Origin of the sequence: Staphylococcus hyicus (assembly GCF_000816085.1) — a bacterium.
Classification (GTDB): Bacteria; Bacillota; Bacilli; order Staphylococcales; family Staphylococcaceae; genus Staphylococcus; species Staphylococcus hyicus.
The window spans coordinates 2,233,525-2,252,969 of record NZ_CP008747.1; the positions used below are offsets into that span (position 1 = coordinate 2,233,525).

Annotated in this window: 17 protein-coding genes and 1 other annotated feature; of the genes, 1 reads left to right on the top strand and 16 read right to left on the bottom strand. The window is 38.8% G+C overall.

Annotated features, from left to right (window positions below):
* Window positions 1-30 precede the first annotated feature (30 nt).
* On the top strand, window positions 31-1,197 hold the full coding sequence (locus SHYC_RS10625; RefSeq protein ID WP_039647030.1) for an amidohydrolase: 1,167 nt from the start codon (window positions 31-33) through the stop codon (window positions 1,195-1,197).
* A 397-nt stretch (window positions 1,198-1,594) separates the two neighbouring features.
* Here SHYC_RS10625 and tuf read toward each other — a convergent pair whose 3' ends face one another.
* The 16 genes from tuf to SHYC_RS10700 all read right to left on the bottom strand — a co-directional run bounded on the left by tuf (window position 1,595) and on the right by SHYC_RS10700 (window position 19,409).
* Window positions 1,595-2,782 (bottom strand): elongation factor Tu, encoded by a 1,188-nt coding sequence (gene tuf, locus SHYC_RS10630; RefSeq protein ID WP_039647031.1) that lies wholly within the window; start codon window positions 2,780-2,782, stop codon window positions 1,595-1,597.
* A 191-nt stretch (window positions 2,783-2,973) separates the two neighbouring features.
* A complete protein-coding gene (gene fusA / locus SHYC_RS10635) occupies window positions 2,974-5,055 on the bottom strand; it encodes an elongation factor G (protein WP_037566321.1) in 2,082 nt (693 codons plus the stop codon).
* Between the two features lie 143 nt (window positions 5,056-5,198).
* Window positions 5,199-5,669 carry a 30S ribosomal protein S7 gene (gene rpsG / locus SHYC_RS10640; protein WP_014614746.1) on the bottom strand — a complete coding sequence of 157 codons (471 nt, stop codon included), beginning with the start codon at window positions 5,667-5,669 and terminating at the stop codon, window positions 5,199-5,201.
* A gap of 81 nt (window positions 5,670-5,750) precedes the next feature.
* Window positions 5,751-6,164 carry a 30S ribosomal protein S12 gene (gene rpsL, locus SHYC_RS10645; protein ID WP_037566320.1) on the bottom strand — a complete coding sequence of 138 codons (414 nt, stop codon included), beginning with the start codon at window positions 6,162-6,164 and terminating at the stop codon, window positions 5,751-5,753.
* 98 nt (window positions 6,165-6,262) lie between these two features.
* Complete coding sequence (locus SHYC_RS10650; RefSeq protein WP_039647034.1) at window positions 6,263-6,517, bottom strand: ribosomal L7Ae/L30e/S12e/Gadd45 family protein; 255 nt, start codon at window positions 6,515-6,517, stop codon at window positions 6,263-6,265.
* Between the two features lie 140 nt (window positions 6,518-6,657).
* A complete protein-coding gene (rpoC, locus tag SHYC_RS10655) occupies window positions 6,658-10,275 on the bottom strand; it encodes a DNA-directed RNA polymerase subunit beta' (RefSeq protein ID WP_039647037.1) in 3,618 nt (1,205 codons plus the stop codon).
* 177 nt (window positions 10,276-10,452) lie between these two features.
* A complete protein-coding gene (rpoB, locus tag SHYC_RS10660; RefSeq protein ID WP_039647039.1) occupies window positions 10,453-14,004 on the bottom strand; it encodes a DNA-directed RNA polymerase subunit beta in 3,552 nt (1,183 codons plus the stop codon).
* A 211-nt stretch (window positions 14,005-14,215) separates the two neighbouring features.
* Window positions 14,216-14,824, bottom strand: coding sequence for a class I SAM-dependent methyltransferase (locus SHYC_RS10665; protein WP_039647041.1), 609 nt, complete (start codon window positions 14,822-14,824; stop codon window positions 14,216-14,218).
* 78 nt (window positions 14,825-14,902) lie between these two features.
* Window positions 14,903-15,268, bottom strand: a complete 366-nt coding sequence (gene rplL, locus SHYC_RS10670; protein WP_037566315.1) for a 50S ribosomal protein L7/L12 — start codon at window positions 15,266-15,268, stop codon at window positions 14,903-14,905.
* 53 nt (window positions 15,269-15,321) lie between these two features.
* Window positions 15,322-15,822, bottom strand: coding sequence for a 50S ribosomal protein L10 (gene rplJ / locus SHYC_RS10675; protein ID WP_037566314.1), 501 nt, complete (start codon window positions 15,820-15,822; stop codon window positions 15,322-15,324).
* 45 nt (window positions 15,823-15,867) lie between these two features.
* Window positions 15,868-16,008: a sequence feature (ribosomal protein L10 leader region), on the bottom strand.
* 107 nt (window positions 16,009-16,115) lie between these two features.
* Window positions 16,116-16,814 carry a 50S ribosomal protein L1 gene (gene rplA / locus SHYC_RS10680; RefSeq protein ID WP_037566313.1) on the bottom strand — a complete coding sequence of 233 codons (699 nt, stop codon included), beginning with the start codon at window positions 16,812-16,814 and terminating at the stop codon, window positions 16,116-16,118.
* A gap of 213 nt (window positions 16,815-17,027) precedes the next feature.
* Window positions 17,028-17,450: a 50S ribosomal protein L11 gene (gene rplK / locus SHYC_RS10685; RefSeq protein ID WP_037566312.1), complete on the bottom strand. Its 423-nt coding sequence runs from the start codon at window positions 17,448-17,450 to the stop codon at window positions 17,028-17,030.
* 330 nt (window positions 17,451-17,780) lie between these two features.
* Complete coding sequence (nusG, locus tag SHYC_RS10690) at window positions 17,781-18,329, bottom strand: transcription termination/antitermination protein NusG (RefSeq protein ID WP_037566311.1); 549 nt, start codon at window positions 18,327-18,329, stop codon at window positions 17,781-17,783.
* 18 nt (window positions 18,330-18,347) lie between these two features.
* A complete protein-coding gene (gene secE, locus SHYC_RS10695) occupies window positions 18,348-18,527 on the bottom strand; it encodes a preprotein translocase subunit SecE (RefSeq protein ID WP_037566310.1) in 180 nt (59 codons plus the stop codon).
* A gap of 73 nt (window positions 18,528-18,600) precedes the next feature.
* Window positions 18,601-18,744 (bottom strand): 50S ribosomal protein L33, encoded by a 144-nt coding sequence (rpmG, locus tag SHYC_RS12065; protein WP_081858204.1) that lies wholly within the window; start codon window positions 18,742-18,744, stop codon window positions 18,601-18,603.
* A 92-nt stretch (window positions 18,745-18,836) separates the two neighbouring features.
* Entirely contained in the window at window positions 18,837-19,409 is a 573-nt protein-coding gene (locus SHYC_RS10700) for a sigma-70 family RNA polymerase sigma factor (RefSeq protein ID WP_039647044.1), read from the bottom strand.
* Window positions 19,410-19,445 lie beyond the last annotated feature (36 nt).

Consider the following 19,445-nt stretch of genomic DNA (forward strand, 5'->3'; position numbering starts at 1 on the left):
TAAAGATAACGATTTAAAAAGGAGATGATATTGATGGATTGGTTCCAGCTTGCGCGTGAAAAAGAATCGCGGATGATAGAAACGCGTCGATATCTTCATCAATACCCAGAAGTATCTTTTTTTGAAAAACATACGCATGACTATATTGTTCAGCGTCTTGAACAACTTGATTTTGATATAAATGATCAAGTTGGACAAAATGGGATCATCGCTAAAATCTCCGGTCATCAACATGGCCCTACGATTGCCTTAAGAGCTGATTTTGATGCACTTCCGATTGACGATTTAAAAGACGTTCCTTATCGCTCTAAAGTACCTGGCGTCATGCATGCATGTGGTCATGATGGCCATACCGCAACATTACTTACTGTAGCGGAATTATTACATGAACATCAAACAAAACTTAAAGGTACAGTCGTGCTCATTTTCCAATATGGTGAAGAAGTAACACCTGGTGGTGCTCAGGAAATGATTGCTGATAATGCGTTAATGGGTGTCGATAAAATTTATGGTAATCATTTGTGGAGTGGCTATCCAACAGGGACGATTCACACTAGACCCGGTCCAATGATGGCGCAACCAGATGAGTTTAACATTACAATCCATGGTAAAGGTGGTCATGGCGCAAAACCGCATGAAACGATAGATCCTGTCGTCATTCTCGCTGAATTTATATTAAGCACTCAAAAAATCGTATCCCGTACTATAGATCCAGTAAAACAAGCCGTGATTTCATTCGGTAAAATTCAAGCCGGTGAAGCAGACAATGTCATTCCTGATACAGCCATTTGTAGAGGGACTGTCAGAACGTTTGAAACAGAAGTACAGCGACATATTTATCATAAAATGGACAAACTACTTCAGGGCTTAGCTTTGGCAAATGATATTACGTACGACTTTGATTATATTAAAGGTTATTTGCCTGTTTATAATCACGAAGCTTCTGCACATCTCGTTAAAGAAGCTGCCAACAGCCTTAATTTTAGATATCATGATGCCGATTTAATGATGGTCGGTGAAGACTTTTCATATTACTTAAAAGCACGTCCAGGCGCTTTTTTCTTCACTGGTTGTGGCAATCCAGAGAAAAATAGTGAATGGCCACATCATAGCCCGCACTTTGATATCGATGAATCTGCGATGAAATACACTGTCAGTACATTTATGAAAATACTAGAACTTGAAAACGTTTTATAAATGATACAAAGACATGGGACATCGCAACCTTATTCACCAAAAACATCCAACATCATTCATGAGCCCATGAACGATGTTGGATGTTTTTTAATCTTTATGAATACATTTTGGCATTTTAATGGAAATGATAATGAATTAATATACCTTTTTGATTAATACCTTATCCTAGACGCACAAAGCTTTAATCCGAAACTGTAAATCTATTTTAACCGCGAGATAACTAAAAAATTATAGTTAATATAAAATAATCGAAGACAGTATTTGACTGGATAACGTATGTGCTTGTAAGCTTATCGCATCCCTAATTAAGAGTCACCTTTAAAAAGTAACTTAGGATGCACAAAAAAAGAGTTGGCATAATGCCAACTCTTTTTATCTATCTCAAAGATAAAAGATATTATTTTTCGATAGCTGTTACAACGCCTGATCCTACAGTACGTCCACCTTCACGGATAGAGAAACGTGTACCGTCTTCGATAGCGATTGGAGAAATTAACTCAACGTCCATTTCTACGTTATCGCCAGGCATAACCATTTCAGTACCTTCTGGTAAGTGAACAACGCCAGTTACGTCAGTAGTACGGAAATAGAATTGTGGGCGGTAGTTAGAGAAGAATGGTGTATGACGACCACCTTCGTCTTTAGATAATACGTAAACTTCCGCTTTAAATTTTGTATGAGGTGTGATTGAACCTGGAGCAGCTAATACTTGTCCACGTTGTACGTCTTCACGTGCAACACCACGTAATAATGCACCGATGTTGTCACCAGCTTCAGCGTAGTCTAATAACTTACGGAACATTTCAACACCTGTAACAGTTGTTTTAGAAGATTCTTCAGTTAAACCGATGATTTCAACTTCTTCACCAACTTTGATTTGACCACGTTCAACACGGCCAGTAGCAACTGTACCACGACCTGTGATTGAGAATACGTCCTCAACAGGCATCATGAATGGTTTGTCAGAATCACGTTCTGGAGTTGGGATGTAGTTATCTACAGCGTCCATTAATTCTAAGATTTTAGCTTCGTAGTCAGCGTCGCCTTCTAAAGCTTTTAATGCTGAACCAGCGATTACAGGGATGTCATCGCCTGGGAAGTCGTATTCAGATAATAAGTCACGAACTTCCATTTCTACTAATTCTAATAATTCTTCATCGTCAACCATGTCAACTTTGTTTAAGAATACAACTAATGCTGGTACACCAACGTTACGTGATAAAAGGATGTGCTCACGAGTTTGTGGCATTGGACCGTCAGCAGCAGATACTACTAAGATACCGCCGTCCATTTGAGCAGCACCAGTGATCATGTTTTTAACGTAGTCAGCGTGTCCTGGGCAGTCAACGTGCGCATAGTGACGTTTTTCAGTTTGGTACTCGATGTGAGACGTGTTGATTGTGATACCACGTTCTTTTTCTTCTGGAGCGTTGTCAATCATGTCGTATGATTGTGCAACTGAGTCACCGTGCTTCGCTAATACTGTAGCGATAGCAGCTGTTAATGTAGTTTTACCATGGTCAACGTGACCGATAGTACCAATATTGGCATGTTCTTTTGAGCGATCGAATTTTTCTTTAGCCATTATGAAATCTCTCCTCTTCAAATTAAGAATTAATATTTTAAATATCTCTCATGAAAGTTACTCACCTTCATGAGATAGATAATCTTTATTACCTTTATAAATCATTTTACTGAAAAAATCAATTTTAAAAGAAGGTAAAGGGTGGATAACGCCACATTGGCCATTATCTCATAGACGGGTTGGGGAATCTATTATTCACCTTTGTTCTTTTTAATAATTTCTTCAGAGATTGATTTAGGAACCTCTGCATAATGATCGAAGTACATTGTGTACGTACCGCGACCTTGCGTGTTAGAGCGTAATGATGTTGCATAACCGAACATTTCTGAAAGTGGTACGTATGCGTTAACAACTTGTGCGTTACCACGTGGTTCCATACCGTCTACACGGCCACGACGTGCAGTAACGTCACCCATGATGTCACCCATGTACTCTTCAGGCATTTCGATTGTAACTTTCATCATTGGTTCTAAGATAACTGGGTTACATTTTTTAGCAGCTTCTTTAAGTGCTAATGATGCAGCAATTTTGAAGGCCATTTCAGATGAATCGACATCATGGTATGAACCGTCAAATAATTTTGCTTTAACATCGATTAATGGATATCCAGCTAAGACACCGTTTTCCATTGCGTCTTTAAGACCTTGTTCAACTGATGGAATGTATTCACGAGGAACGACACCACCAACGATAGCGTTTTCGAATTCGAAACCAGCACCTGTTTCGTTAGGTGTGAATTCGATGTGAACGTCACCGTATTGACCACGACCACCAGATTGACGAGAGAATTTACCTTGAACAGCAGCTGCTGATTTGAACGTTTCACGGTAAGATACCATTGGCGCACCAACGTTTGCTTCTACGTTAAATTCTTTCTTCATACGGTCAACAATGATGTCAAGGTGAAGCTCACCCATACCACCAATGATAACTTGACCAGTTTCTTCATCTGTATGCGCTTTGAATGTTGGGTCTTCTTCTTGAAGTTTCACAAGCGCTTGAGTCATTTTATCTTGGTCAGCTTTTGATTTAGGTTCTACTGATAAGTGGATAACTGGCTCTGGGAATTCCATTGACTCTAAGATGATGTCATTTTTCTCTCCACAAAGTGTGTCACCTGTACCAGTGTCTTTAAGACCTACAGCAGCTGCGATATCACCAGAATATACAGAGCTGATTTCTTCACGAGAGTTCGCGTGCATTTGTAGGATACGACCTACACGTTCACGTTTACCTTTCGTAGAGTTTTTAACATAAGAACCTGAAGTTAATGTACCTGAGTACACACGGAAGAATGTTAATTTCCCAACATAAGGGTCAGTCATAACTTTAAACGCTAATGCTGCGAATTCAGCACTGTCGTCCGCTTTCGCGATAACTTCTTCTTCAGGGTTGTCAGCACGATGACCAACGATTGGCTTAACATCAAGTGGTGATGGTAAGTAATCGATAACGGCATCTAACATTAATTGAACACCTTTGTTCTTGAATGCAGTACCACATAATACTGGGTAGAATTCAACGTCTGTAGTAGCTTGACGGATAGCGTCTTTAAGCTCATCTACAGTGATTTCTTCTCCACCTAAGTATTTTTCCATTAAGTCATCGTTTGTTTCAGCTACAGCTTCGATTAATGCTTCACGCGCTTCTTCAGCACGTTCTTGCATATCTTCAGGAATATCAGTTTCCTCAATGTCTGTACCTAAGTCATTGTTATATTTGAAGCATTTCATTGTTACTAAGTCAATGATCGCTTGGAATTCATCTTCAGCACCAATTGGTAATTGGATTGGAGCTGCATTTGCTTGTAAACGGTCATGTAAAGTGCTTACAGCGTAATCGAAGTTTGCACCCATTTTGTCCATTTTGTTTACGAATACGATACGAGGAACGCCGTATGTTGTCGCTTGACGCCAAACTGTTTCAGTTTGAGGTTCTACACCTGATTGTGCGTCAAGTACTGTTACCGCACCATCAAGTACACGTAATGAACGTTCAACTTCCACTGTGAAGTCTACGTGTCCAGGTGTGTCGATGATGTTAACACGGTGACCATTCCAAGCAGCTGTTGTAGCAGCTGATGTAATCGTAATACCACGGTCTTGCTCTTGCTCCATCCAGTCCATTTGTGAAGCACCTTCATGTGTTTCACCAATTTTATGGATACGTCCAGTGTAATAAAGAATACGTTCAGTAGTAGTCGTTTTACCAGCATCGATGTGCGCCATGATACCGATATTACGCGTGTTCTTTAAAGAAAAGTCTCTTCCCATGGGTATTCTTTCTCCTTCCAGAATATAGGATTATATGATCAGATATAGCTTTACCCTAAGCAAACGCATGACAAACGTTCAATATGCGATACGCATGTTGATGGTTGCCAATAGCATGTATGCTCAGGGAATAGGCGTCTATCTTACCAACGGTAGTGAGCGAATGCTTTGTTCGCTTCAGCCATTTTGTGCGTGTCTTCACGTTTCTTAACGGCACCACCAGTGTTGTTAGCAGCGTCTAAGATTTCGTTAGCTAAACGCTCTTCCATAGTTTTTTCACCACGAAGACGCGCATAGTTTACTAACCAACGTAAACCTAAAGTAGTACGACGCTCTGGACGAACTTCTACAGGTACTTGGTAGTTAGAACCACCTACACGGCGAGCTTTAACTTCAAGTACTGGCATAATGTTGTTGATTGCTTCATCGAAAACTTCCATTGCATCGCGACCTGAACGTTCTTGAACTAAGTCGAATGCTGAATAAAGAATACGTTGAGCTGTTCCACGTTTACCATCTAACATGATCTTATTGATTAATTTTGTCACTAATTTAGAGTTGTGAATTGGATCTGGTAACACATCTCTTTTAGGTACTGATCCTTTACGAGGCATAATACAAGTCCTCCCTTCCTATTATAGTATATTTATAATCTATCAGTCATTGTAACCGACGAAATTTACATTAATTTAACCTTATTTCTTAGGTTTTTTAGTTCCGTATAATGAACGTCCTTGCATACGTCCATCAACACCAGAAGTATCTAACGCACCACGTACGATATGGTAACGCACACCAGGTAAGTCTTTTACACGTCCACCACGTACAAGTACAACACTGTGCTCTTGTAAGTTGTGTCCGATACCAGGGATGTATGCGTTGATTTCAATGTTGTTTGATAAACGCACACGTGCATATTTACGTAACGCTGAGTTAGGTTTTTTAGGAGTCATAGTACCAACACGTGTACACACACCACGTTTTTGTGGAGAGTTTAACTTCGTGAATTGTTTCTTTTGACTGTTGAAACCTCTGTTTAAAGCTGGTGAGTCAGATTTCTTAGTTTTGCTTTGTCTTGGTTTACGTACTAATTGGTTAATAGTAGGCATTTATGTTTCCTCCTCTCTCGATTTTTAATCCCACACATCCAGGTGGTTCATTTTTAGATTAAATAAAATTTAGTAAGTCCTCATTGTCCTTACTAATCTCATTTGAGCAAAGCAACAACCGTTGCCTTTACATTAATACCAACATGTTCTCCTAAAGCTTTTTGGCTCTCAAAAAACGAAATTGGTACGTTATTTTGATTGGCAAAGCTTAACACGCGCGCTAAGAGATGCACATTAACATCTTCGCCGATAATCAATTGTGATACGTTTTGATTTTCCAACGCTTTAAGCGTCTGTTTCAAACCAACAACGTAGGCTTGTTTGTTTAAGCGTGTGACTTTTTCATTAGACATTTGCATATCCTCCAAAGTACTGCTTGCATCAACCTTTTCTATATTATCATCTCAATTGTATATCGTCAACATTTTTTCAATGATAAATCAAAAAAGTAAAAGGCGCAGCAATGTTTAAATCACTGCACCTTTTAGAAATATTATTCCGTCACAATGTGTTCTTGTGCGTCAATTGTTGATTTTTCTTTTTCGATATCTACTTGGCTGTAACGTTTCATACCTGTACCCGCTGGAATCAGCTTACCGATAATAACGTTTTCTTTAAGGCCAAGTAAGTCATCACGTTTACCTTTAATCGCAGCGTCAGTAAGTACACGTGTCGTTTCTTGGAAGGATGCTGCAGATAAGAAACTTTCTGTTTCAAGTGATGCTTTTGTGATACCTAAAAGTACTGGTTTAGCAGTAGCTGGGCGTTTACGTTCTTTAAATGCTTCACGGTTCGCATCTGTAAAGTGGTGAATGTCCACTAATGAACCTGGTAATAATTTCGTGTCACCAGCTTCGATAATACGAACTTTACGTAACATTTGACGAACCATAACTTCAACGTGTTTGTCGTCGATTTCTACCCCTTGCATACGGTAAACTTTTTGAACCTCTTTAAGCAAGTAGGCTTCTGTTGCAGTAAGACCTGCAATTGCTAAGAAATTCTTCGGCTCGATAGAACCTTCTGTTAATACTTCACCACGTTCAACGGCTTGACCGATTTCAACTTTCAAGCGTGACGTACCAGGTGCAAGGTATGAACGTGTTTCGTTCTTACCTTTAACCACGATTTCTTGTTGTCTATCTTTACCGATTGTAATGTTATCAATAGTACCTTCAATTTCAGTAATCACGGCTTGACCTTTCGGATTACGTGCTTCAAAGATTTCTTGGATACGTGGTAAACCTTGCGTGATATCGCTACCGGCTACCCCACCTGTATGGAATGTACGCATTGTTAACTGTGTACCAGGTTCACCGATAGATTGTGCAGCGATAGTGCCGACTGCTTCACCCACTTCAACTTTTTCACCAGTTGCTAAGTTTTTACCATAACATTTTTCACATACACCGTGACGTGTATTACATGTAAATGCTGAACGGATATACATTTCTTCAATGCCCGCATCTGTAATTTCTTTTGCAATGTCTGGTGTAATTAATTCGTCTGGACGGATAATAACTTTATCAGTCTCAGGGTGACGAATCGTTTCTTTAGCATAACGACCTTCAATACGCTCGATGAATGGTTCGATCATTTCAGTACCTTCTTTGATGTCTGAAACGAGTAAACCACGGTCAGTGCCACAGTCTTCTTCACGCACGATAACATCTTGTGCCACGTCAACAAGACGACGAGTAAGGTAACCTGAGTCCGCTGTTTTAAGGGCTGTATCGGCAAGACCTTTACGCGCACCATGCGTAGAGATAAAGTATTCTAATACTGTTAAACCTTCACGGAATGATGATGTGATTGGAAGTTCGATGATTTTACCAGATGGTGCGGCCATTAATCCACGCATACCTGCAAGTTGCGTAAAGTTAGATGCGTTACCACGGGCACCAGAGTCACTCATCATAAAGATTGGGTTTGTTTTTTCAAGTGATTGCATTAACTCTTCTTGAATTTGGTCTTTTGCATTCGTCCAAATTTCGATAACCGCATTATAGCGCTCTTCTTCAGTTAATAAACCACGGTTAAATTGTTTTTGTACGCGTTCAACAAGTTTTTCTGATTCATCAAGAATTTCTTTCTTATCTGGTAATACCACGATGTCAGCAACACCTACAGTAATACCGGCTTTTGAAGAATACTTAAATCCTAAGTCTTTCATTAAGTCAAGCATCATAGATGTATCTGTAATGCTGAAGCGATTGAACACTTCTGCAATGATGTTACCTAAGAATTTTTTGTTGAATGGCGGTACAAGTTCAGTGTTTTCAAAGTATTCCGCCAAACCGCCTTCACCAAGATCAGACGCATCAACAAAGTATTTGTCTGGTGTGTTCTTCTCTAAGTTCGTTGCAGTTGGTTCATTGATATATGCAAATGAATCTGGAATGATTTCATTGAAAATCACTTTACCTACTGACGTCGTTAAGATCTTACGGTTTTGTTCTTCAGTAAATGTAGGATTATTGAATGATGCTGCTTGAACACCAATACGTGTATGAAGATGTACATAGCCATTTGCATACGCTTTGATCACTTCATTGGCATCGTTAAATAATAAACCTGTATTTACCGCATCTTTACGTTCTAAAGTAAGGTAGTAGTTACCAAGTACCATATCCTGAGATGGTGTTACAACTGGTTTACCGTCTTTAGGGTTCAAGATGTTTTGCGCCGCAAGCATTAACATACGCGCTTCTGCTTGTGCTTCTTTTGATAAAGGTACGTGAACGGCCATTTGGTCACCGTCAAAGTCCGCGTTGTAAGCTGTTGTTACAAGTGGATGTAGACGGATTGCGCGTCCTTCAACAAGCGTTGGTTCGAACGCTTGGATACCTAATCTGTGAAGTGTAGGGGCACGGTTAAGCAGTACTGGGTGTTCAGTGATAACATCTTCTAAAACGTCCCAAACTTCATCTTCCGTACGTTCAATTTTTGTTTTCGCATTTTTAATGTTTGTAGCGATTTCACGTTGAACTAATTCTTTCATTACGAAAGGTTTGAATAATTCTAACGCCATTTCTTTCGGTAAACCACATTGGTACATTTTTAAGTTTGGACCTACTGCGATAACCGAACGACCAGAATAGTCAACACGTTTACCAAGTAAGTTTTGACGGAAACGACCTTGTTTACCTTTTAACATATGTGAGAGTGATTTTAATGGACGGTTACCAGGACCTGTAACAGGACGACCACGGCGACCGTTATCGATTAATGCATCGACAGCTTCTTGTAACATACGTTTTTCGTTTTGAACGATGATGCCAGGTGCACCAAGATCTAATAAACGTTTTAAACGATTGTTACGGTTAATGACACGACGATATAAATCGTTTAAATCACTTGTCGCAAAACGTCCACCATCTAATTGCACCATTGGACGAATTTCTGGTGGAATAATTGGAAGTACGTCTAAAATCATCCAAGCTGGATTGTTTCCAGAGTTACGGAATGATTCCACAACTTCTAAACGTTTAATCGCACGTGTTAAACGTTGACCTGTAGCAGATTCAAGTTCATCACGTAACATTTTTAATTCTTCATCTAAGTTGATTTCTTCTAATAAATCTTTAATCCCTTCAGCACCCATTTTTGCAGTGAATTGACCAGGGAATTTGTCATAGTACTCACGGAATTCAGCTTCTGAGAGTAATGTTTTCTTTTCTAAACCAGTTGGACCTGGATCTACCACAACGTAAGAAGCAAAATAAATGACTTCTTCTAAGGCACGTGGTGACATATCTAGCAATAAGCCCATACGACTTGGAATTCCTTTGAAATACCAAATGTGTGATACAGGTGCTGCAAGTTCGATGTGACCCATACGTTCACGACGTACTTTTGATTTTGTAACTTCAACGCCACAACGGTCACAAATCATCCCTTTATAACGTACACGCTTGTACTTTCCACAACTACATTCCCAGTCTTTTGTTGGTCCGAAAATACGTTCACAGAATAGACCGTCTTTTTCTGGTTTTAAAGTACGATAGTTAATTGTTTCTGGCTTTTTAACCTCACCGTATGACCAAGAACGGATTTTTTCAGGTGAAGCGAGTCCTATTTTCATGTAATGAAATTTATTTACATCAATCAAGGAGCCTACCTCCTTTATTTTAATTAGCTGTGCTAGTTGATTGATTCCTTAAAACAATGGCAGACATGTGCATCGTGGAGTGGAAGAAATCACATTAGAACTCATCTTGGTTTCTTAGTGTTACGTCTCCCACTTCACGCTCATCACATGTGTTTATTTATCATTATGATGTCAGCATTACTCAGTGATATCTCTTTGTGATTCTGGAACGCTTGGTTGTTGTAAATTGACTTTGCGATCAGGCACGTCGTCCTCTTCTAAGTCACGCATTTCAATTTCATTATCTTGTTCATCCATCACTTTGACATCTAATCCTAAACTTTGAAGTTCTTTCATCAATACGCGGAATGATTCTGGAACGCTTGGTCTAGAAATGTTTTCACCTTTAACGATAGATTCGTAAGTTTTCACACGACCTACCGTGTCATCTGATTTGTATGTGAGGATTTCTTGTAATGTGTACGCTGCACCATATGCTTCAAGTGCCCATACCTCCATCTCACCAAATCTTTGTCCACCGAATTGTGCTTTACCACCAAGTGGTTGTTGTGTAACGAGTGAGTATGGTCCAGTTGAACGCGCATGAAGTTTATCATCAACCATGTGCGCAAGTTTCAACATGTACATTACCCCAACAGAAATACGGTTATCGAATGGTTCACCTGTTCGACCATCGTAAAGTACTGTTTTACCGTCACGTGCCATACCAGCTTCTTCGATTGTTGACCAAACGTCATCATCGTTCGCACCGTCAAATACTGGTGATGCAACATGGATACCTAAGTTTTTAGCCGCCATACCTAAGTGTAGCTCTAATACTTGTCCGATGTTCATACGTGATGGTACACCCAGTGGGTTTAACATGATATCGATTGGACGTCCGTCTGGTAAATATGGCATATCTTCTTCAGGAACGATTTTAGAGATGACACCTTTGTTACCGTGACGACCACACATTTTATCCCCTACGTGAATTTTACGTTTTTGTACAATATATACACGCACGAGTTGGTTAACACCTGGAGATAATGAATCATCTCCATCTTCACGGTTGAAGACTTTAACATCTAATACGATACCGCCTGCACCGTGTGGTACACGTAATGACGTATCACGTACTTCACGTGCTTTTTCACCAAAGATGGCATGTAAAAGACGTTCTTCAGCAGTAAGTTCAGTAACCCCTTTAGGTGTAACTTTACCGACTAAGATGTCACCATCTTTAACTTCCGCACCTACATAAACAATACCACGATCATCTAAGTTTTTAAGTGCATTTTCAGATACGTTCGGAATATCACGTGTAATTTCTTCAGGTCCAAGTTTTGTATCACGTGCTTCTGATTCATATTCTTCAATATGAATAGATGTGTAAACGTCATCTTTTACAAGACGTTCACTCATGATTACAGCATCCTCGTAGTTATAACCGTCCCAAGTCATGAATCCAACAACAACATTACGACCTAGTGCCATTTCACCAAGTTCCATAGAAGGACCATCCGCAAGAATTTCATTTTTCTCAACGATATCTCCTGCAGCAATGATTGGGCGTTGGTTATAACATGTACCAGAGTTTGAACGTTTAAACTTCGCTAATGGATAGCGGTCTAATTCGCCTTCAACCTCTGTACCGTTGTCATCAACAAGACGGCGTACAAGGATTTCACTTGATTGAACGTGTTCAACACGTCCACGATGTTTCGCAAGTACTGCAGCACCTGAGTCACGTGCAGCGACGTGCTCCATACCTGTACCTACAAACGGTGACTCTGGGTTCAATAAAGGCACGGCTTGACGTTGCATGTTCGCACCCATTAATGCACGGTTCGAGTCATCGTTTTCTAAGAATGGGATACATGCTGTCGCCGCAGAAACAACTTGTTTCGGTGATACGTCCATGTAATCCATTTTTTCTTTAGCCATTGTTGTATTGTTCCCACGGAAACGACAAACGATTTCGTCGTCGATAAAGCGTCCATTTTCATCTAAACGTGAGTTCGCTTGGGCAACAACATAACTGTCTTCTTCATCCGCAGTTAAGTAATCAATTTGATCTGTTATTGTATTCGTTTCAAGGTCCACTTTACGGTAAGGCGTTTCAATGAAACCAAATTCGTTAACACGCGCATAACTTGAAAGTGAGTTGATTAATCCAATGTTTGGACCCTCTGGCGTTTCGATTGGACACATACGACCGTAGTGAGAGTAGTGAACGTCACGCACTTCCATTTGGGCACGTTCACGCGTTAAACCACCAGGTCCTAATGCAGATAAACGACGTTTGTGCGTTAACTCTGCTAACGGGTTTGCTTGGTCCATGAATTGTGATAATTGAGAACTACCAAAGAACTCTTTTACTGATGCAATGACAGGACGAATGTTGATTAATTGTTGTGGCGTAATCGATTCTGTGTCTTGAATAGACATTCTTTCACGTACAACACGTTCCATACGAGATAAACCGATACGGAATTGGTTTTGTAACAATTCGCCTACTGAACGCAAACGACGGTTACCTAAGTGGTCAATATCATCTGTATAGCCGATACCATGTAATAAGTTAAAGAAGTAAGACATTGATGCCACGATATCCGCTGGTGTAATACATTTCACTTCTGAATCAGGGAATGCATTACCAATGACTGTCGTTGTGCGGGCTTCATCGTCATTTGGAACATAAACCTTAATAGATTGAACTTCAACCGGTTCATCTACAATGCTATTTGGAAGCTCATAAACTTGTGCGTTCGCATTCGATTCTAAGACATCCATAATGTCGTCTAATTTACGACGGTCTAAAACTGTACCTTCTTCAACCACGATTTCGCCTGTTTCAGTATTCACGATTGGTTCAGCTAATTTTTGATTGAATAAGCGGTGTTTTAAGTGTAATTTTTTATTTGCTTTATAACGTCCTACGCTAGCTAAATCGTAACGTTTAGGGTCAAAGAAACGAGAGTATAATAAACTCTTCGCATTTTCTACAGTTGGTGGTTCACCTGGGCGTAAACGTTCATAAATTTCAAGTAAAGCTTGTTCTGTATTTTCTGTGCTATCTTTTTCTAATGTGTTACGTAAGTATTCGTTATCTCCTAATAAATCAATAATTTCTTGATCTGTAGAGTAACCTAAAGCACGTAATAACACAGTTAATGGCAATTTACGTGTTCTATCGATACGAACATAAACAACGTCTTTCGCATCTGTTTCATATTCTAACCAAGCACCACGGTTAGGAATTACAGTTGCATCGTAGTTGACACGACCATTTTTATCTAATTTCTCGTTGAAGTAAACGGATGGTGAACGTACTAATTGTGATACAATTACACGTTCTGCACCATTGATGACGAATGTTCCAGTTTCTGTCATTAATGGGAAATCCCCCATGAAGACTTCCTGATCTTTCACTTCGCCAGTTTCTTTAATAATTAAACGTACTTTAACACGTAAAGGCGCCGCGTATGTTGCATCACGGTTTTTTGATTCTTCTAAATCGTACTTCGGTTCACCTAGTCTATAATCAACAAATTCTAAAGAAAGGTTTCCTGTGAAGTCCTCAATTGGAGAAATGTCGCGAAGCATTTCTAATAGGCCTTCTTTTAAAAACCAATCATATGATTTTGTTTGAATCTCAATTAAATTAGGTAATTCTAATACTTCTGAGATTCTTGCGTAGTTTCTACGTTTACGATGTCTTCCATATTGGACAAATTGACCTGCCAAACAGATTCACCCCTCAAAAATTGTGTGTCTCTCTAATAAAAGTGTTATGCAACAAGACAAAAAGAAAACGGTTGTTCACGATACGATGACACCATTTTCTATTCTAATTGCGTATTTATGAAATGTTACAATGAAACTTTAGCGGTAAAAGTACACACTTATTGAACATAATTTTTTCATCTTAATACTTTATCATATAAAAAGGATTAAATCAACCCTTAATGCTCTTTAAAATGTGATACCCTTTGCTGTTTTTAATAGATGTCACGTTACCAAAAACAGCTTCCATTTTCTTTTTCGCTGATGGCATACCTTGTTTTTTCTGAATCACCACATATAATGTACCTTCAGGTTTTAAACATTCATAAGCGTTTTCTAATATTTGATGTACCACTTGCTTGCCAGCTCGAATAGGTGGATTGGTTAAAATAAAATCAGCTTGATTCGATGCAATCGCTGATAAACCATCACTTTCTATTACTGTGACATTGTGAATATCATTTTGTTGCGCATTTTTTTCAACAAGTGACAACGCACGATGATTGACATCTAGCATGGTAACATGGTCATGTGGTGCTACTTTAGCAAGCATCAGACCAATCGGACCATAACCACAGCCTACATCGATAATATGTTTCACCTCACCAGGTGGATGCGCGTTAAGAAAAGTTTGGATTAATAAATCTGATCCAAAGTCAACACGATCTCTTGAAAATACGCCAGCGTCAGTGGTCAAAGTTAATTGATGATGTCCCGTGTCATAAGTGATTGTTTTTTCATTCGTTTCACTATCTGGATGTGAATCATAGTAATGACTCATCGCATTCACACCTTTTTATATAATATTGATAAAACCCGCTATTTACATGAAATAGCGGGTTTTCACTTATCAAAAGAATTATTTTAATTCTACAGAAGCGCCAACTTCTTCTAATTGTTCTTTAAGTTTTTCAGCTTCTTCTTTTGGTAAACCTTCTTTGATTACGCTTGGAGCGCCGTCAACTAATTCTTTAGCGTCTTTTAAGCCTAAGCCAGTAGCTTCTTTAACTGCTTTAACAACTTTGATTTTTGATGAACCAGCTGAAGTTAACTCAACGTCAAATTCAGTTTTTTCTGCTGCTGCGTCTCCGCCCGCTGCACCTGCTGCTGCAACTGGTGCTGCTGCAGTTACACCAAATTCTTCTTCAATTGCTTTTACTAAGTCGTTTAATTCTAAAACTGACATTTCTTTAATTGCTTCAATGATTTGTTCATGATTAGCCATTTTTATATTCCTCCATTATTTTAAAAATTAGTTTTTACTTTACGTAAATTAGATTATTCTGCGTTTTCTTCTTTGCTTTCACCAACAGCTTTAACTGCATAAGCGAAGTTGCGCATTGGTGCTTGTAATACTGATAATAGCATAGAAACAAGACCTTCGTGTGATGGTAAAGAACCCACTGTCTTAACTTGTTCAGCTGAGATAACGCTTCCTTCCATAACACCTGTTTTGATTTCTAAAGCTTCGTGTTCTTTTGCAAATCCAGCGATAACTTTTGCTGGTGCAACAACATCTTCAGTTGTGAACGCTACAGCAGTAGGACCTGCTAAGTACTCATCTAAACCTTCGATACCGGCTTTTTCAGCTGCACGACGTAACATCGTGTTTTTGTACACTTTGTATTGTACACCTGCTTCACGTAATTGTTTACGTAATTCAGTAACTTCAGCTACTGTTAAACCACGGTAGTCAACGAAAACTGTAGAAACAGAACTTTTAAGTTGTTCAGAGATTTCATCAACATGTTGTTTTTTAGCTTCAATAATTCCAGACATTTAGACACCTCCATCAAATTATTTGGTGCTTTGTATATTTGTTTAATAACAAATAAAAAAGCACTTTTTACCCACAGCAAAAAGTGCTTGAATGTTTTCACGTTCAAGTCAATTTTAGCCTCGGTAGGATCTTGTATTAAGTTCTCAATGAACTCCTACTGTCTTAGGTAAAATATACAACATATATAAATATAACGGCTTTTGTGTAAATAGTCAACCGTTATTTTATGAATTCAACCAAAAATTTAGCGAGATACAATCACGGCATCTCGCTACATCTATCGTTGTAAAGATTAGTTTAATTTAAAGCTAGAAGTATCTACTTTAATACCAGGACCCATCGTAGTTGTTACAGCTACAGATTTGAAGTACGTACCTTTAGCTGAAGATGGTTTTGCTTTCGCTAATACATCTTGTAATGTTTTGAAGTTATCAACTAATTTGTCAGTATCGAATGATACTTTACCAATTGAAGCGTGGATGATACCTGCTTTTTCAGCACGGTATTCAACTTTACCAGCTTTGATTTCTTCAACAGCTTTTTTAACGTCCATTGTTACTGTACCTGTTTTAGGGTTAGGCATTAAACCTTTAGGTCCTAATACACGACCTAATTTACCAACTTCGCCCATCATATCTGGTGTAGCAACGACTACGTCGAAGTCGAACCAACCTTGTTGGATTTTGTTAACATATTCAGCATCGCCAACATAGTCAGCACCTGCTGCTTCTGCTTCTGCAATTTTATCGCCTTTAGCGAATACTAATACACGTTGTGTTTTACCAGTACCGTGTGGTAATACTACTGCGCCACGGATTTGTTGGTCGTTTTTACGTGTATCGATACCTAAACGGAATGCCACTTCAACTGAAGCATCGAAGTTAGCAACGCTTGTTTCTTTAGCTAAGTTGATTGCTTCTTCTACTGAGTAGAATGCTTGACGGTCAACTTTACTTAAAGCTTCTTGATACTTTTTACCTTTTTTAGCCATCGTTTTTTCCTCCTTTAGTGGTTTTAGCGGAATGTCCTCCCACGTTGGGAGCGGGTCAGAAATCAATTTATGATTCAATTTCTGAGTCCCGCCCCTCGAGCGTAGATAAACGGTTATTTTAATCTTTTATCTACGAGTGTCTTCATTCAATAAATGATACTCAAAATGCATCATTAATGTTCTTGTTTGCTTTATGGTCATTAATTACGAGAATTACTCAACAATGATACCCATGCTACGTGCAGTACCTTCAACGATACGCATAGCCGCTTCTTCGTCAGCAGCGTTTAAGTCAGGCATTTTAGTGTTAGCAATTTCACGTACTTGATCTTTAGTTACTGTAGCAACTTTGTTTTTGTTTGGTTCACCAGAACCTTTTTCAATACCAGCTGCTTTTTTAAGTAATACTGCTGCAGGTGGTGTTTTAGTGATGAATGTAAATGAACGATCTTCATAAACATAAATCTCAACCGGAATAATTAAACCTGCTTGTTCTTGCGTACGTGCATTGAATTCCTTAGTGAAAGCCATAATGTTCACACCGGCTTGACCTAATGCAGGACCAACTGGTGGTGCTGGGTTTGCTTTACCTGCAGGAATTTGTAATTTAACTACTTTTTCTACTTTTTTAGCCACGATGTGCACCTCCTTGATATCGTGATGTGGTCACAGGGCTCAGTTTTGCCCTCCCACTCATTTAACATTTCGTGACGAAATGTAGCGCTATTTACGCGCGACTTCGTTATTATAACATTTGTAATTTTACTTGACAACAAAAATTTTTAAGTTTCACAAAACCACACCAAGGTACTCATTGTTACCCTTTTAAATTCTGTTGCATAGACGCGATTGCGAGATGGATGTTAATCATCAACAATTTTAATTTTATTTGATATGTTATGATGTATGCTCAAAACTACGATAGATAGAAAAGAGGCGAAACTTTACGTTCCACCCCGCGTCACATTATAATTTTTCGATTTGATCAAATTCTACTTCTACTGGTGTTTCACGACCAAACATGTCCACCAATACTGTAAGTTTAAATTTATTCATTTCAATTTCATCAATTTCGCCCACTTGGTTTGCGAATGGGCCAGAAGTAATACGAACTTGTTCGCCTAATTCCACTTCTACATCGATTGTTTTTTCTTTCATACCCATTTGCTTTAAAATAAAGCGTGCTTCTTCAGGTAATAATGGGTTTGGTTTTGAGCCTGCACCTGCTGAACCAACAAACCCAGTCACGCCTGGCGTATTACGTACAACGTACCATGATTCATCTGTCATAATTAATTCAACTAAAACGTAGCCAGGGAACGTTTTTTTCATTTGCTTTTTCGCTTTGCCATCTTTAACTTGTGTTTCCTCTTCTTCAGGAATCACAACTCTAAAAATTTGCTCAGTCATGTTCATTGATTCAACACGTTTTTCTAAATTCTTTTTGACTTTGTTTTCGTAACCTGAGTAGGTATGAACGGCATACCAACGTTTAGCCCCTAACTCTTCAGACATGCTGACAACTCCTCATTTCTATTTTATCATTTCAATTATTTGGCCGATTCCAATATCTAGACCCCAGAAGAATACTAAGAAAAAGATTACTGTAAACACGACGATTGTCGTATATTTCACAAGTTCCGGACCAGTAGGCCAACTTGTTTTTTCCATTTCAGTTTTAACGCCTTGGAAGAAGTTTTCTTTTTTAGCCATTCGGATTCCCTCCAATTTTTAAATTATAATCGCATTTGTAACATTACTTTATAACGCTTTTAAGCCCATTACATCATTTCGACTCTTTATGTAATGTATGCATCTGGCATGTGGCACAGAATTTTTTAAGCGCTAGTCGTGTCGTATGTTGGTTTGATTTCGGTACGTGATAATTACGCATTCCACATTTTTCACAATTGAGCGGTACTTTTTTCACATGAACTCACCTTACTCCTATAATACCAGTTTACTATACATAAGATTGTGTCCAATTGTCAAACGCCATTTCTTTACAATCATAAGAAGCATTTACTCGCTTTGTTTTAACATATGCAACTTTCGTCTAAGTCTATAAATTGCATTGTAAACCCGCTTAACTGGTACATTGAGTTGTTGTGCAATTTCATTTGGAACCCATTCGTCAATTAAATAATAAAGCACTTTGAGTTCAAATGCACTTAACGTTTGCGCTGAATTTTTAACATATTCTAAGCATTCATTAAGCGTTAGCGACATATGGTGACGATACGTTTTCTGATGATATTGCATCGAAACGTCCTCAATCATATGTGAAATGAACGATTGATAGTACACACGTTTACGACGATGATCCATCTTTTTATAGAAAAGCGTTTTATTAATGTAATGTTCTAATGGAATGTTCATATGAAAATCAGGATGACATACTTTTTGATAAATCGACCAAATCGACTCTTGAACGATATCTTCAAAATCTTGCGGGGTGATGCGAAAGTCTCGCAGAACGACCTGCGCACATCGGCGCACCACCGCTATCAATTCTCGTAATGCGTCGGGACGATGGGCTTTGAGCTCTTTAATCAATTGCTGGCGTTCAACTTCACTGATAGGATTTAAAGTCATTAACATTCCTCGCCTTTCACTCGATTTGCCTCATCA